The organism is Mesorhizobium sp. 2RAF45 (assembly GCF_052115225.1).
In the GTDB taxonomy this organism is placed as follows: Bacteria; Pseudomonadota; Alphaproteobacteria; order Rhizobiales; family Rhizobiaceae; genus Mesorhizobium; species Mesorhizobium jarvisii.
Window position 1 is genome coordinate 858,996 of record NZ_JBFRGG010000001.1, and the last position, 14,487, is coordinate 873,482.

A 14,487-nucleotide genomic window follows, 5' to 3' on the forward strand; every position below is an offset into this window, starting at 1 on the left:
AAATCGCCTGAAGCGGCTCGCCCTGCCTATCGGCCAACGGCCGATGCCTTGACGGAAGCCGGAAACCGGCCGCACAATCCTCGATGCAGACGAAGGGAGGCCAGTCGCCTGCGGGAGGATATACCCATGACGGAAGCGATCAGGCTCTACTGGGGCCGGTTCGGACATGTTTCTGTCCTGAATGTCGCGAGCGACTTCGTCACCCATGCCCATGTCGAGGCCCATCTGATCATCTGGCTCGAAGGCACCGCCGGCGAGATGACCATCGGCCGCGAGACGGTGCGGCTCGGCCCCCGCACCGCCGCCGGCATCAATTCCTTCCAGCCGCACAGCCACGTCCTGTCGCAAAACGGGACGCCAGGTCTGTTTCTCGCCTTCTACATCGATCCCGACTGGGCGCGCCGCCGCCGCGACCTGCCCTCCTCCGCGCCGCTGTTTGCCCAGGCGAAGATCACGCTCGAGCCATGGCTGCACCAGGCCGCCGCCAGCCTGCTCGACCATCTGACCGACAATGAGAGCGTCGACGACGTCGCCAATTACGAGATCGAGCGCTTCATCGATTCGGTGCTCGATGCCGCCGATGCGTCTGCGCCGCAGGAGGCGCGCACCCGCATCAACACCATGCAGGACTTCCGCGTCCGCAAGGCCATCCAGCTGATGAAGGCCAATGTCTGCGAGCGCATTTCCTTCGACGATGTGGCGCGAAGCGTCGGCCTGTCGCGGCCGCATTTCTTCGCCCTGTTCAAGGAACAGACCAATCTGACGCCCAATGTCTACTGGAACACGCTGCGCATGGAGGAAGCGGTGCGGCAGTTGCAGTGGTCGCAGGAGCCGCTGATCTCGGTTGCCTGCAATCTCGGCTTCACCACGCAGGGCAATTTCTCGCGCTTCTTCCGCGACCATGTCGGCGTGCCGCCGACGCTCTACCGCGAGGCCGCGCGGGCAACCGCCTGAGCCTGCTTTTTCAGACTCCTTGATACGCGCGCAAGACGCTTTGATAAGTGCTGCCGTGAAAGGCGCCCTACCCTTGCCCGACTGTCGCATTCGCAAGGGAACGTCCTATGGCAAAAGTCACCATCTCCAGCGTCATCGACGCGCCGGTCGAAAAGGTCTGGGCGCGCATACGCGATTTCAACGGCCTGCCGGGCTGGCATCCGCGCATGGTCGAAAGCCATATCGAGGACGGCAAGAACGCCTCGACGATCGGCTGCGTGCGCAATTTCGAGCTGATCACCGGCGCGCGGCTGCGCGAAAAACTGCTCGACTTTTCCGATGAGAACTACCTCGTCAGCTATTCCATCCTGGAAACGCCGCAGCCGCTGACCAACCACAAGGCGACGCTGCAGCTCAGGCGTGTCACCGATGGCGACCGCACCTATGCCGAATGGACCGCCAGCTTCGACGCAGCGCCCGAAGAAGCCGACAAGATCGCCGCCGGCATGGGCGCCAACGTCTTCCAGGGCGGTTTCAACGCCCTGAAGAGCCATTTTCCGGCCAGGACTGAAAACAGGAGCGTTCCATGGCGCTTGCCCTCCAGACTTTCCCGACCGTGAAGGACGCCAACGCAGCGCTGAAGGCGGCCGGCACCCGCTATCTCGGCGGCGGCACCCTCGTGGTCCGCGCGGCCAATGAAGGCGATGTTTCAGTCTCCGGCCTTGTCATGTCGACCGACCCGGCCCTGTCGGCCATCGCGGCCGCCGGCGGCAAGGTCCGCATCGGCGCTTCGGTGACCATGGCGGCGATCGCTCGTCATCCCGACCTTGGCCCCCTCGCAAAGGCCGCACGCGCCGTCGGGGGTCCGGCGATCCGCAACATGGCGACCGTCGGCGGCAATCTGTTCGCGCCAGCGCCCTATGGCGATTTCGCCGTGGCCTTGCTGGCGCTCGACGCCGCGGTCGGCACCGAGGATGGCGAATTGCCGATCGAGACTTTTCTAGCCAGGCGGGACGGCAGCCGCTCCATCGTCACGTCAGTGAGCTTCACGCTGCCGAAGGCCGACGGCTTCCGCTTTCTGAAAGTGTCGCGGGTCAAGCCCAAAGGCGTTTCGGTGCTCAGCATCGCGGCCGTTCTGGAACAGGCTGCCGACGGCACCGTGTCCTCGGCGCGGATCGCGCTTGGCTGCATGGCCGACCGGCCAATGCGGGCCAAGGCGGCGGAAAAGGCGCTCAAAGGAAAGAAACTCGACCAGAACGGCATCGCGGCAGCACTGGCCGCCGCCACCGAGGGCATTGCGCCGATCACAGATCCGATCGCCAGCGCCTGGTACCGCGCTGAAGTCCTGCCGGTCCATCTCGGCCGGCTGCTGCTGGCCTGAAATCACCGTTGGGGGGCGCGCGTCTGTCCGATCCGTCGGGCAGGCGCGCAAGGAGGAAACATGGCGAAGGTCCCGGTTCAATTCACGCTCAACGGCTCCGAGAAAGCCGAATTCATCGACAGCGGCACGACGCTACTCAACGCTTTGCGCGACAAGATCGGCGACACTTCGCCGAAAGGCGGCTGCCACCAGGGCACATGCGGCGCCTGCTCGGTCATCATCGACGGCGAACTCAGGCTGTCCTGCCTGACATTAGCCGAAACCTGCAATGGCGCTGCCATCACCACGACATCCGGCCTTGCCGAAGGCGGCGTGCTGCATCCACTGCAGCGCGCCTTCCTCGACACCTTCGCCACGCAATGCGGCTTCTGCACGCCGGGAATGATCATGGCCGCCAAGGTGTTGCTCGACCACACGCCCAACCCCAGCCGCGACGAGGTGGTGGAGGCGCTGTCGGGCAATATCTGCCGCTGCACGGGCTACGAGCCGATCATCCAGGCGGTGCTCACCTCGGCCCGCGCCAATTCGCAGAACGCGGCCTAGAGCCGGATGATTTCAGGTCTGTTCGACCTGAAATCCGAATCCGGCTCTAAATCAAAGAGATAGAGCATGATGTCGTCCGAAAACCGCTTCACACTTTTCGGCATCATGCTCTGAGGGGAAGCAAAGATGGAACTGCGCAAGAACTACTTCGCCGATGTCCGCAAGGACGATCTGCACGAAATCGGCCAGCCCCGGCCCCGTTCGGATTCACCCGGCCATGTCACCGGCAAGACTGCCTTTTTCGCCGACCGCAGTTTTCCCGGCATGCTGCACCTGAAGATGGTGCGCAGCCCGCACCACCATGCCCGCATCCGCAGCATCGATACCTCGGAGGCCGAGAAGCATCCCGGCGTGGTGAAAATCCTCACCGCCAGGGATGTGCCGCACAATGTCTACACCATCCTGATCCTCATCCAGATCGGCCCTGAGGACGAGACGGTGCTGGCCGACGGCAAGGTGCGCTGGAAGGGCGAGGCCGTGGTGGCGGTGCTGGCCGAGACCGAGCGCGCCGCGCAGGAGGCCGCCGCCAAGGTCAAGATCGACTACGAAGTGCTGCCGGCCGTCTTCGACATGGAGGAAGCGCTGAAGCCCAGCGCGCCGCTGGTCAACGAATATCACGGCCAGAACTATTATCTCTATGACAGCGGCGAGTGCCGCAAGGTCCGCTTCGGCGATGTCGAGGCGGGGTTCGCCAGCGCCGACCACATCCTGGAGCAGAGCTACCAATCCTCGCCGATCGAGCATGCGCCGACCGAGACCACCGGTTGCGTGGTGGCGCCCGAAGGCAATGACCGCTTCACCTGCTACACCAACACGCAGGCGATGTTCTTCACCCTCGACAACACCTCGATCATCCTGCAGATGCCGGGCTCGAAGCTGCATTTCGTCGGCGGCACCGTCGGCGGCGGCTTTGGCGGCAAGGTCGACGTCATCGTCGAGCCTATCGCCATCCTCGGCGCCAAGCTCACGGGCCGGCCGGTCTCCTTTGTCTACAGCCGTGAGGAGGAGATGCAGATCTCCTCGCCCCGCGCCGCCGAAAAGGTGGTCATCAAGGATGGCGTGATGAACGATGGCCGCATCGTCGCGCGCAAGGTCACAGGCTACACCGATGCCGGCGCCTATTCACGCCACTCGCCCTATGGCGCGCAGAAAGGTGCCGGGCACTATCCCGGCCCCTACACCATCCCCAATGTCTGGATCGACACCTATTGCGTCTACACCAACCGCACGCCGTCCTCGGCCATGCGCGGCTTCGGCGTCACCATCGGCGATTTCGCGCTGGAGGTCCAGATGGACAAGCTGGCGCGGCTGATCGGCATGGACCCGCTCGAATTCCGCTTCATCAACGCCTATCGCGACGGCGACATGAAGGCACACCGCCAGCCGACGGAAGGGGCAGCACTCATCGAGTGTATGCAGGAAGCGTCGCGCGCCGCCAACTGGCCGGTGGCGGAGAAATTCATGGCGATGTCCTCCTACAGGAAGGGAGCCTGATATGGCGATCCGGCGTGGACGCGGCGTCGCCGCGATCAACTATCCCACCGGCATGAATCTTGGCGGCGACCCGACCCAGGCGCTGGTGCATTCGACGCCGACCGGCAATTTCATGGTGACGCTGTCCTCCGTCGATCTCGGCCAGGGCATGAAGCAGATCATGGCGCAGATCTGCGCCGAGACGATCGGCGTGCCCACCGACCGCGTCGTCGTCGACACCGCCGACACTGACACCGGTCCGCACTGCATGGGCACCTTCGCCTCGCGCGGCACGCACCGCGCCGGCAATGCCGTCATCCAGGCGGCCAGGGAAGCCCGCCAGGTGATGCTGGAAGTGGCGGCCGAGGAATTGGAAGTGAATGCTTCCGATCTTGAGACCGACGGCCAGGGCAACATACTGGTCAAGGGCGCGCCGCAGAAATCGATCTCGATCTTCGATGTCGCGCTGTCGGCGCATTTCAAGCGCGGCCGGTCCATATCGGGCCGCGGCATGTTCCTGATCCCGCGCTCCTATCCGGAGAAGGAAACCGGCGCGATGAAGCCGTCGACCTGCTACGCCCACGCCTGCACCGTGGCCGAAGTCGAGGTTGACGACGAGACCGGCGAGGTCACGGTTCTAACGGTCAAGAACGTCTTCGAGATCGGCCGTGCGCTGAACCCGAAAATGGTCGAGCAGCAGCTGGTCGGCGGCTCCTGGATGGGCATCAGCCACGCGCTCTACGAAACCACCGAGCCCTATTATCCCAACCGCGACCATGGCGGCACCGACTTCAACCAATATCTGATGCCCGGTCCTGGCGACCTCGCGCAAACCGAGATCATCGTCCTGGAGCGGCCTTCGGCGGATGGTCCTTACGGTGCCAAGGGACCGGGCGAAATGTGCGCCAATCCGCAGATACCGGCGGTCGCCAATGCCGTCTTCGACGCCGTCGGCGTGCGCATCGACACGCTGCCGATCACGCCGGAGCGCATTTTGCGCGCGCTCAAGGCGCAAGCGGCGAACTGACATGCCCAAGGTGAAAGCCGAGTCCGTCGCGACCTCGCCGGAGGCGGTGACGCAGCACCTTGCCGCCTCGCGCTATCTGGCCGACGACAGCCTGGCCACGGCCATCTTCCTGGCGATACGCCTGGGCAAGCCGCTGCTGCTCGAAGGCGCGCCAGGCGTCGGCAAGACGGAAGCGGCCAAAGCGATCGCCGAGCTGCTCGGCCGCGATCTGGTGCGGTTGCAATGCTATGAAGGCATCGATGCCGCGCATGCGCTTTACGAATGGAATTACCAGCGCCAGCTGCTCGCCATCCGCCATGCCGGCGAGCATGAGATCGACATCTATGACGACCGTTTTTTGATCGCCCGCCCGCTGCTGCAGGTGCTGAAGGCGCCGGAGCAGCGCGTGCTGCTGGTCGACGAGATCGACCGTTCCGACCATGAATTCGAGGCGCTGCTGCTGGAATTCCTCTCCGATTTCCAGATCAGCATTCCCGAGCGCGGCACCGTCCGCGCCGCAGCCCAGCCGATTGTCATCCTGACCTCGAACCGCACCCGCGAGCTCGCCGAGGCGTTGCGCCGCCGCTGCGTCTACCACTGGATCGGCTATCCCGATGCCGGGCGCGAGGCCGCCATTATCATGCTGCGCGCCGGCGACGTCGCCGAGGCAACCGCGCGCGCCGTGGCGGCAGCCGTGCAGACTATCCGTGCCCGGCCGCTGGCCAAGCCGCCCGGTATCGCCGAGGCCGTGGAATGGGCCAATGCCGCGACCATCCTCGAAAAAGGCGGCAGCCCCTGGCCGGAAGCCTTCCGCCGCGCCATCGGCGTATTGATCAAGGACGAGGAGGACCTCTCCTACATCGCGCCTGAGCTTGGCCGGATTGTTGAGGAGGCACTGGGGTGAGCCGCGACCTCAACAATCCCTTCTCCCCGTTTACGGGGAGAAGGTGCCCCGAAGGGGCGGATGAGGGGCAGCGCCATCATGGGCAGAAGATGGCGCTGCCCCTCACCTGCCTGCCGGCATCGGGGGTCGAGCCGCCTGTCTCGACCCGTCCTGCGGACCCCCGTAAACGGGGGGAGGAGAGCCTACCTCCCGCCGCCCAACCCTTCCTCAGCTTCGGCCGGCTGTTGCGCCGCTACGGCTTCGCCGTCGCACCGGAGCAAATCTCCGGCTTCATGCAAGCGGTGACATTACTTGGCCCGCGCTCAATGGCCGACATTCGCGAGGCGGCCCTCGCCACGCTGGCACCCCCACCCGATCGCCGCGACGAATTCGAAGCCCATTTCCAGAGCCATTTCTATGGGAACACTTCAGCCGTGGTCGAAGGCGAAGCGGAGGAGGAAACCCGCATCAAGGATGATGGCGGCGCCGATAACGAGCGGATCGAGGCCGAGCGCAGCCAGGAAGGCGGCGAGCTATCTTCGGCACTCGAGCAGTTGAGCACGCGCGATTTCCAGCGCGACGACGACAGCCTGACCGCCTTCCGCCGCAAGCTCTCCTCCGCTTTGCCCGCCCGCCGCTCCTTCCGCACCGTTCGCACCGCTTCGCGCGGCAAGCTTGATCTGCGCCGCTCGCTCAGGGAAATCGTCAGCGCCGACGGCGACGTGCCCTCGCCGCTGCTGCGCCGCCGCCAGACCGTGCCGCGCAAGCTGCTGCTCTTGATCGACGTCTCCGGCTCGATGAAGCTGCACACGGCGGACTATCTCAAGCTGGCGCATGCCGCCGTGCAAGGTGCGGACCGCGCCGAGATCTTCACCTTCGGCACGCGGCTGACCCGCATCACCTCGGCGCTGCGCATCCGCGACCGCGACCAGGCGCTGGCGCGTGCGGTGGCGCAGGTCGACGACTGGGACGGCGGCACCCGCATGGGGCCGACGCTGCTCGCCTTTCTCTCCGTGCCGCGCTTCTCGTCCTTCGCGCGCGGTGCGGCGGTGCTCATCCTGTCCGACGCGCTGGAGCGCGGCGATCATGCCGAGCTGGAGACCGCGATGCGAAGGCTGAGCGCCCGCGCCTTCCGGCTGTCGCTGGCCACGCCTTTGGCCGGCGACCCGCGCTTCCACCCGGCAACGGCGGCGCTGCGCGCCATCCTGCCTGACCTCGACGATCTCATGGACGGCTCGTCGCTGACCAGCCTCGCCGAATTCATCCTGTCGCTCGCCCGCCCTGCCCCTGCCGCATCGACAATCTGGAAAAGGGTATCGTGATGCAGAAAGCCATCGACGCGCATTTCCACATCTGGCGCCAGAAGGACCAGCCCTGGCTGGTCGGGCCGATGGTGCCGCGCATCTTCGGCCCCTACGAGCCGATCCGCCGCGACTATCCGATCGGCGAATTCCTCGAGGACCAGGAGGGGTCAGGCGTCGAGAAAGCCGTCTATGTCCAGACCAACTGGGCGAAGCAGGATTTCGAGAAGGAAGTCGCCTTCCTGCAGAAGACCGCTGACGAGACCGGCTGGCCGCACGCTATTGTCGGCTATGCCGACATGACGGTCGATGATGTCCGGCCGCAGATTGACCGGCTGATGAAATACAGGCTGCTGCGCGGGGTGCGCATGCAATTGCACTGGCACGAGACGCCGGCCTTCCGCTTCGCCGCTTCGGCCGATCAGGTCATCGACCCCAAGGTGCGGGCTAATGTCGCGCGGCTGAAGGATTACGGCCTGTCCTTCGACCTGCAGCTCTTCCCCGCCCAGATGAAGGACGGGCTGACGCTGGTCGGCGAGAACCCCGAGACCAACTTCATCCTCACCCATGCCGGCATGCTGACCGGCATGGGTGAGGAAACCACCGAGGCCTGGAAGGCTGGCCTGCGCACACTGTCGGCCGCACCCAATCTCTATGCCAAGCTGTCCGGTCTCGGCACCTTCGTCCACCGCAACGACCCGGCTGTCATCACCTACATCGTCGACAACGCCATCGACATCCTGGGCGCGGATCATCTGATGTTCGGCTCGAACTTCCCGATCGAGAAGCTCTGGACCAGCCACGCCGAACTGATCAAGGCGCACCGCGATGCGGTGGCGGGGCACGGCGCGGCGGCCGAGGCCGATATCTTCTGGAACACGGCGGAGCGCGTGTATCGGCCGGTATAGCACAGTTTCTTCCTTCCCCCTTGTGCGGGAAGGTGGATCGGCGCGCAGCGCCGAGACGGATGGTTCCAGCGGAGTGAGGCGTTGGCGTTCCCTGGAACACCCCTCATCCGACCTCGCTTCGCGAGGCCACCTTCTCCCGCAAGGGGAGAAGGGAAGACTGACAGTGAGACACCTTACTGCGTCGGCAGCATGCCTTCGACGTCACCGGCCGCGTCGTCGAGCGCTTCCTTCGGTGTCGCCGACTGGTCGACGATGCGCGACAGGTTGTCGACGATCGTCTGCGTCACCTTGACCCCATTGGTGCCCGGGAAGGCATACCACGGAACCATCCGCGGCATCTGGCTGAGCCCGGCCTGGAACAGCGGGTTCTTCTTGTAGAAATCGCCGAGATACTCGGGAGACTTCGCAGCCAGCTCGTTGTTGGGGACATAGCCGGTGCCCGGCACGACGACGGAGGCGCCATAGGGGCCGGCGGCGAATTTCGCGAACTTCCAGGCCGCCTCCTGCTTGGCTGCGTCCTTGGTCAGGATGACCACGGCATTGCCGCCGGTCGGCAGATGACCGTTGACCGGATCGATCAGCGGGATCTTGGCGGTGCGCAACGTGAACTTGTCGCCGACATTCTTGATCGTGTTGACCAGCGCACCGGTGGTCTGGAATTCGAACCCGACCTTGCCGGCCGCGAACGCCTGCTCGCCCGCCGGCTTGGTGAAGACCGGCATGCCGCCCTCCTTCACCATCCGCTCGAGGATCTCCACCGCCTTCTCGCCTTCCGGCCCGTTGAAGGCGACCTTGCTTTCGTCCTCGTTCAGCATCTTGCCGCCGGCGCCGAACAGCAGCGCCGAGAACATCCAGTCGTCACCCTGCCAGCGGAAGTCGATGCCGTCGACGCCATTGCCGAGCGCCTTGATCTTGCCGCCAAGCGCGATGACTTCATCCCAGGTCTTGGGCGGATTGTCCGGATCGCCGCCGGCCGCCTTCACCAGGTCGGCATTGTAATACATGATCGGGTTGGAGGTGGCGAAGGCGAGGCCAACCTGCTTGCCGTTGACCTGCGCCAGCTTCAGGATCGTGTCGGAAAAGCCGAGCTCCGCCATATTGCCTTCCTTCTTGACCAAGGGGCCGAGATCGACGGCAACGTCGCGCTCGTTGAGCATGCGCAGGCGGTTGAGGCCGATGAAGGTGATGTCGGGCATCTCGTCGGTGCCGGCCTGGCGAAGAATGGTCTGGATGCCTTCTTCGTAGGTCGCCGACGGGCTGGCGAACTGGATCTTGATGTCGGGATTTTCCTCCATGAACTTCTTCGAGATCGTGTCCATCACGTTCTTGAAGAAGCCGGGCATCGGGTAGTGAACCGTCAGCGTCGTCTCGGCATAGGCCGGAAGGGCCGCCGCCAGCGACACCGCCGCGGCGGCGAAGATCCTGGAAATATGCTTCATCGTTCGTGCTCCTTGTTGGCCCGGTCAGCCTTTGAGACCGGTCATGGTGATGCCCTCGACGAAGCGCTTCTGCGCAAGCAGGAAGGCGGCGACGAGAGGAAGGGTGATGATCAGCGTGGCGGCCATCAGCGCGCCGTAGTCGTCGCCGGCCTCGGCGGCGCGGAAATACATCAGGCCGAGCGGTGGCGTGGCGTAGGCTTGTTTGCTGACGACGATCAGCGGCCAGTAGAGATCGTTCCAGTGCGCGACGACGGAAAAGATCGCGAAGGCGGTCACCGCCGGCCAGGCATTGGGCACGATGACGCGCGCGACGATGCCGAGTTCGGACATGCCGTCGAGCCGTGCCGCGTGCAGCAAGTCGTCGGGCATGGCGCGGAAGAACTGCAGGAACATGAAGATCGCGAACACTGATATGGTAAAGGGCGCGACCAGCGAGGTGTAGCTGTTCAAGAGCGACATCCGGTCGAAGGCGACGTAGAGCGGCAGCGCCGTCGCGTGGATCGGCACCAGCAGGCCGAGCATGACCAGCACCATCATCAGCTGTGCGGCGCGGAACTTCAGCTTGGCCATCGCGTAGGCACAAGGGATCGCCACCACGACCTGGAAGAAGAAGATCAGGCCGCACACGACGACGCCGTTCCACAGCAGCGTCGCCATCGGCACCTTGGCAAACGCCTTGGCGAAATTCTCGGCGAAGTAGAAACACTGCGGGATCAGCGACAGCGACGAGGTGAAGATGTCGCTCTGCGTCTTGCCCGCGGTCGAGATCATGAAGATGTAGGGCGCAAGGATCATCAGCGCACCGAGCGAAAGCAGCGCGAAGCGGATGATGCGGCCGGCCGGGATGCTGTTCATGTGTAATGCACCCGCCGGTCGAGCACGCGGTATTGCAGAAGCATCAGCACGACCAGGATCGCCAGGAAGACGACCGTCATCGCCGAGGCGTAGCCGACACGCAGATAGACGAAGCCCTCCTGGTAGATGGTGAAAAGCAGCACTTCGGAGGCCTTGTTGGGCCCACCGTCGGTCAGCATCTTCACCGTCTCGAAGACCTTCACCGCATTGGTGATGCTGATGGTGACGACGAAGAGCGTCGTCGGCCCGAGCATCGGCCAGGTGACGAGGAAAAATCGGTCGAGCGCCGATTTCGCGCCGTCGACATGAGCGGCGGCATAGAGCTCGCGCGGGATCGCCGTCAGCCCCGCCAGGAACAGCACCATGTTGAAGCCGACCGACTGCCAGATGCCGATGATCGACAGGCTGTAGAGCACGGTGCTCGACGCGCCGAGCCAGTTCGGGCCGGGAATGCCGGCGAGCGAGAGCAAAGCGTTGAGCGGCCCGATCGTCGGGTGGAAGATGTATTGCCAGACCGTCGCCATGGCGACGATCAGCGAGGCGACGGGCAGAAAATAGACGGTGCGGAAAAAGCCGCGCGCCCGTCCCTCGCCTTCGATCAGCAGCGCAACCCCCAGGCCAAGCATGATCGAGACCGGCGCGACGATCGCCGTATAGACCGAGGTGTTCCACAGCGACCGGCGGAAGGTGCGGTCGTTCAGGAGATGCGCATAATTCTCGAAGCCGACGAAGCGAAACTTGCCGTAGCCGAGCTCGAAATCGGTGAAACCGAGGAAGATGACGGCGGCCACCGGCAACAGCACGAACAGCAGCAACAGCACGATGGCCGGCGCCGCCAGCAGCCAGGCGGTCCGGTCCTCGCTGCGCGCGCGCAGTGCCGCGGCGCTCGCGACATTGCCCGCCAGCGCGACGCTAGACATAGGCCGGCTCCTGCCGCGCACCCGCCGCGATGCGCAGCCGCTTTCCCTCCGGCCCGAAGACCATCGCCTGTTCAGGGGCCAGGACGACACCCACCTTCATTCCGGCGATCAAGTCCCTCGCCTCCTGAGGCGCCAGCTTGGCGACGACGCTGTCGCCCGAGGCATCGAGGCGGCAATGGGCAATGACTTCCGAGCCGAGGAATTCGAGACGCTCGATCCGCCCGGCAAGGCCGCTGCGCCCGCTTGGGGACAGTTTGACGAATTCTGGCCGGATGCCGAGGCTGACCGGGCCGTTTGCCACCTTCTCCAGCCAAGCCGGCCGGATGCCTTCGAAGCCGACACGACCGTTTTCGGCAAGCGCCGGGATAATGTTGATCCTCGGCTGGCCGACGAAGCGCGCGACCTCGATATGGGCGGGATCGTTGTAGATCACATCGGGCGCGGCGAGCTGCAGCAGATTGCCGCCGATCATCACCGCCACCCGGTCGGCCATCGAAAGCGCCTCGGCCTGGTCGTGCGTCACATAGAGCGTCGGCACGCCAGCGCGGCGGTGCAGTTCGACGATCTCGCCGCGGGCATGGACGCGCAGATTGGCATCGAGGTTGGACAGCGGCTCGTCCATCAGGAAGATGCTGGGATGGCGCACCATAGCGCGCGCCAGCGCCACGCGCTGCCGCTGGCCACCCGACATCTGCCCCGGCTTGCGGTCGAGCAAATGGTCGATCTTGAGCAGACCCGCTATCTCGCGGACATCGTGCGCAATGCCGGTGCGGATCTCCTTCTGGCCGGGCAGCAGGGAGCCGACCAGCGGCAGGCGCTGCGACCGGCTCAGCCGCTTCATGGCCAGCGGAACGGCAATGTTTTGTCCCGCCGTCAGATGCGGATAGAGCGCGTAGGATTGGAACACCATGGCGATGTTGCGGTCGGCCGCGGCAACCGGCGACATGTCCCTGCCGCTGACGAACATCTCGCCGCTGTCGGCATGGTCGAGCCCGGCCAGGATGCGCAGCAAGGTGCTCTTGCCGCATCCCGAGGGGCCGACGAGCGCGATGAACTCGCCGGCTTCGACATCAAGGCTCACACCATTCAAGATGGCATTCCCGCCGAAGGATTTTTTCAGGCCGCGAAGCGACAGCGCGCTCATGACGCGACCCGCTTTCGAACCTTGTGCGCCTCGTGCGGATAGACCTCGGCCACCACATCATCGAGGACGTAGGTGCTCATGCCGGGGATGGCGACGATCTCGCTGGCGACCGTATCGCCGAATTGGTGCCCGAACTGATGGATGACGGCGCCAAGCAGCCGTTCGCCCGGCATGTCGCGCTCCATGTCGCCGACGACGAAGGCGGCCGACGGCCCCCAGACCAACGATGTGTTTTCGTATTTGCCTTGCCATGCCCGGTGCAGGTGGCCGCTAGCGAACAGCGCGACATCGTGGGCGGCGATCAGATCGTACAGGCGCTGGCGCTCCGCCGGCCTGACGCTCCAGTAGCCGGTATCGCCCTCGCCGGGCGCATCGACGAACAGCGGCTTGTGGGCGAACAGCGCAACACGCCGGCCGCCGCGGCTTTCCAGCGCGCTGCGCAGCCATTCGAACTGCGCCTCGTCCTCGGCATCGTCAAAGCCCATCAGCAGGCTGTCGAGCCCGATGAGACGCCAGCTCCCGGCGTCCTCCATCCAGTAATCGAGGCCGACCAGCCGGCGCCAGCGCTCGAGGCGTCCGGCATTGACCGGCTGCAGCGAGCCCGGCAGATGACCGACATCGTGATTGCCGGGCACCAGTAGCATCGGCGCGGAGACTTCCCGCATCAGATCCATGCAGAAGGCGATGTCGTCATCCTTGTCGGCACCGTCGACGCTGAGGTCGCCGGTGTGGATGACAAGATCGGCGCAGCTCTGCTCGATCCAGGCGGCGAGCGGCGCCCAATTGCCGTTGAAGTGCGGCTTGGTCGGACTGAAATGTGTGTCTGTGATCTGAACGATTTTCATGCCGGCTCCACCATGCGAGCCGCGCCCCCAGGCAAGCGGCATCGCATAGGGGCTTCCTTAGTGCCGTTCCATGTCACTTCCTTAACAGCGGCTGGGATAAATCGTGCAATTGCGGGAAACGGTCGTCGAAGTGCGCCAGAGGCATGCGCCACAACGCGGAAATCGAAAAGATTTCAGCCGCTTACCGTCGATACGCGACCCATTGGCCGCGCTCACAATCTTGTGACGCGCGGCTGGAGATCATGCTCACTTCACCTCGAATTGCGGATCGACCGGGATCTGCATCGCCGTCACCAGATGGTTGGTCTGGCCCGCCAGCCCGATGATCGAGATCAGTTCGCCATGCTGTGCATCGGTCATACCCTTGGCACGCGCCGCGGCCGTGTGCGAATGGACGCAGTAGGAGCAGCCATTGGCGGTCGAGACGGCAATGTAGATCATCTCCTTGGTCAGCGGATCGATGGCGCTGTCGGCCACCATCACCGCCTTCAACTGCTCCCACACCCGCTTCAGCGACGCCGGGTCATTGGCCAGCCCGCGCCAGAAATTGTTGACGAAATCCGATTTGCGAGTCGACCTGATGTCGTCGAACACGGCCTTCACCGCCGGGATTTTTTCGACCTCGGCATCGCTGAGGAGTCTTGTCGTGGCCATGGTGTTTTTCCTTCGTTGAATCGATGGACTAGGTCGTTGAATCAGGTCTCGAGCAAAGGTAGCTAATCGGCTCTTCTGATTCAGTTTTCGATGCCGATTGGCGCAGAACGGTGGACGGCTGCGGAACCCCCTCACCTTCGTCATCCTAGGGCGGAGCAGGCGCGAAGCGCCGTCGCGGAGACCCTAGGATCCATGCCGGGAC

The 14,487-nt window shown here is 64.5% G+C and carries 15 protein-coding genes; 9 read left to right on the plus strand and 6 right to left on the minus strand.

Translation table 11 applies throughout. The features are described 5' to 3' along the window. Positions 1–126: 126 nt before the first annotated feature. The 9 genes from AB4Z43_RS04175 (at position 127) to AB4Z43_RS04215 (ending at position 8,428) form a co-directional block, all read left to right on the plus strand. On the plus strand, positions 127–954 hold the full coding sequence (locus tag AB4Z43_RS04175) for a helix-turn-helix domain-containing protein (protein ID WP_441936033.1): 828 nt from the start codon (positions 127–129) through the stop codon (positions 952–954). A 107-nt stretch (positions 955–1,061) separates the two neighbouring features. Further along, positions 1,062–1,553 carry an SRPBCC family protein gene (locus AB4Z43_RS04180; protein WP_441936035.1) on the plus strand — a complete coding sequence of 164 codons (492 nt, stop codon included), beginning with the start codon at positions 1,062–1,064 and terminating at the stop codon, positions 1,551–1,553. After that, positions 1,520–2,314, plus strand: a complete 795-nt coding sequence (locus AB4Z43_RS04185; RefSeq protein ID WP_019859223.1) for an FAD binding domain-containing protein — start codon at positions 1,520–1,522, stop codon at positions 2,312–2,314. The genes AB4Z43_RS04180 and AB4Z43_RS04185 overlap by 34 nt, the downstream gene beginning before the upstream one ends. A gap of 60 nt (positions 2,315–2,374) precedes the next feature. Next, positions 2,375–2,857: a (2Fe-2S)-binding protein gene (locus AB4Z43_RS04190; protein ID WP_019859224.1), complete on the plus strand. Its 483-nt coding sequence runs from the start codon at positions 2,375–2,377 to the stop codon at positions 2,855–2,857. 126 nt (positions 2,858–2,983) lie between these two features. After that, positions 2,984–4,351 (plus strand): xanthine dehydrogenase family protein molybdopterin-binding subunit, encoded by a 1,368-nt coding sequence (locus AB4Z43_RS04195; protein WP_019859225.1) that lies wholly within the window; start codon positions 2,984–2,986, stop codon positions 4,349–4,351. A gap of 1 nt (position 4,352) precedes the next feature. Further along, positions 4,353–5,357 (plus strand): xanthine dehydrogenase family protein molybdopterin-binding subunit, encoded by a 1,005-nt coding sequence (locus tag AB4Z43_RS04200; protein ID WP_010910368.1) that lies wholly within the window; start codon positions 4,353–4,355, stop codon positions 5,355–5,357. Between the two features lies 1 nt (position 5,358). Then, positions 5,359–6,240, plus strand: a complete 882-nt coding sequence (locus AB4Z43_RS04205; RefSeq protein ID WP_019859227.1) for an AAA family ATPase — start codon at positions 5,359–5,361, stop codon at positions 6,238–6,240. Continuing rightward, positions 6,237–7,541 carry a vWA domain-containing protein gene (locus AB4Z43_RS04210; protein WP_027047044.1) on the plus strand — a complete coding sequence of 435 codons (1,305 nt, stop codon included), beginning with the start codon at positions 6,237–6,239 and terminating at the stop codon, positions 7,539–7,541. The genes AB4Z43_RS04205 and AB4Z43_RS04210 overlap by 4 nt, the downstream gene beginning before the upstream one ends. Then, complete coding sequence (locus tag AB4Z43_RS04215; RefSeq protein ID WP_441936039.1) at positions 7,541–8,428, plus strand: amidohydrolase family protein; 888 nt, start codon at positions 7,541–7,543, stop codon at positions 8,426–8,428. The genes AB4Z43_RS04210 and AB4Z43_RS04215 overlap by 1 nt, the downstream gene beginning before the upstream one ends. A 173-nt stretch (positions 8,429–8,601) precedes the next feature. Here the strand turns inward: AB4Z43_RS04215 and AB4Z43_RS04220 are convergent, their stop codons facing one another. The 6 genes from AB4Z43_RS04220 to AB4Z43_RS04245 all read right to left on the minus strand — a co-directional run bounded on the left by AB4Z43_RS04220 (position 8,602) and on the right by AB4Z43_RS04245 (position 14,285). Next, entirely contained in the window at positions 8,602–9,867 is a 1,266-nt protein-coding gene (locus AB4Z43_RS04220; RefSeq protein ID WP_441936041.1) for an ABC transporter substrate-binding protein, read from the minus strand. Positions 9,868–9,891: 24 nt separating this feature from the next. Next, positions 9,892–10,722 (minus strand): carbohydrate ABC transporter permease, encoded by an 831-nt coding sequence (locus AB4Z43_RS04225; RefSeq protein WP_441936043.1) that lies wholly within the window; start codon positions 10,720–10,722, stop codon positions 9,892–9,894. Continuing rightward, a complete protein-coding gene (locus AB4Z43_RS04230; RefSeq protein ID WP_019859234.1) occupies positions 10,719–11,642 on the minus strand; it encodes a carbohydrate ABC transporter permease in 924 nt (307 codons plus the stop codon). Before AB4Z43_RS04230 ends, AB4Z43_RS04225 begins: the two co-directional genes overlap by 4 nt. Further along, positions 11,635–12,786, minus strand: a complete 1,152-nt coding sequence (locus AB4Z43_RS04235; RefSeq protein ID WP_441936045.1) for an ABC transporter ATP-binding protein — start codon at positions 12,784–12,786, stop codon at positions 11,635–11,637. The genes AB4Z43_RS04230 and AB4Z43_RS04235 overlap by 8 nt, the downstream gene beginning before the upstream one ends. Further along, entirely contained in the window at positions 12,783–13,631 is an 849-nt protein-coding gene (locus AB4Z43_RS04240; protein ID WP_441936047.1) for a metallophosphoesterase family protein, read from the minus strand. The genes AB4Z43_RS04235 and AB4Z43_RS04240 overlap by 4 nt, the downstream gene beginning before the upstream one ends. Before the next feature lie 246 nt (positions 13,632–13,877). After that, positions 13,878–14,285, minus strand: a complete 408-nt coding sequence (locus AB4Z43_RS04245) for a carboxymuconolactone decarboxylase family protein (RefSeq protein ID WP_441936048.1) — start codon at positions 14,283–14,285, stop codon at positions 13,878–13,880. Positions 14,286–14,487 lie beyond the last annotated feature (202 nt).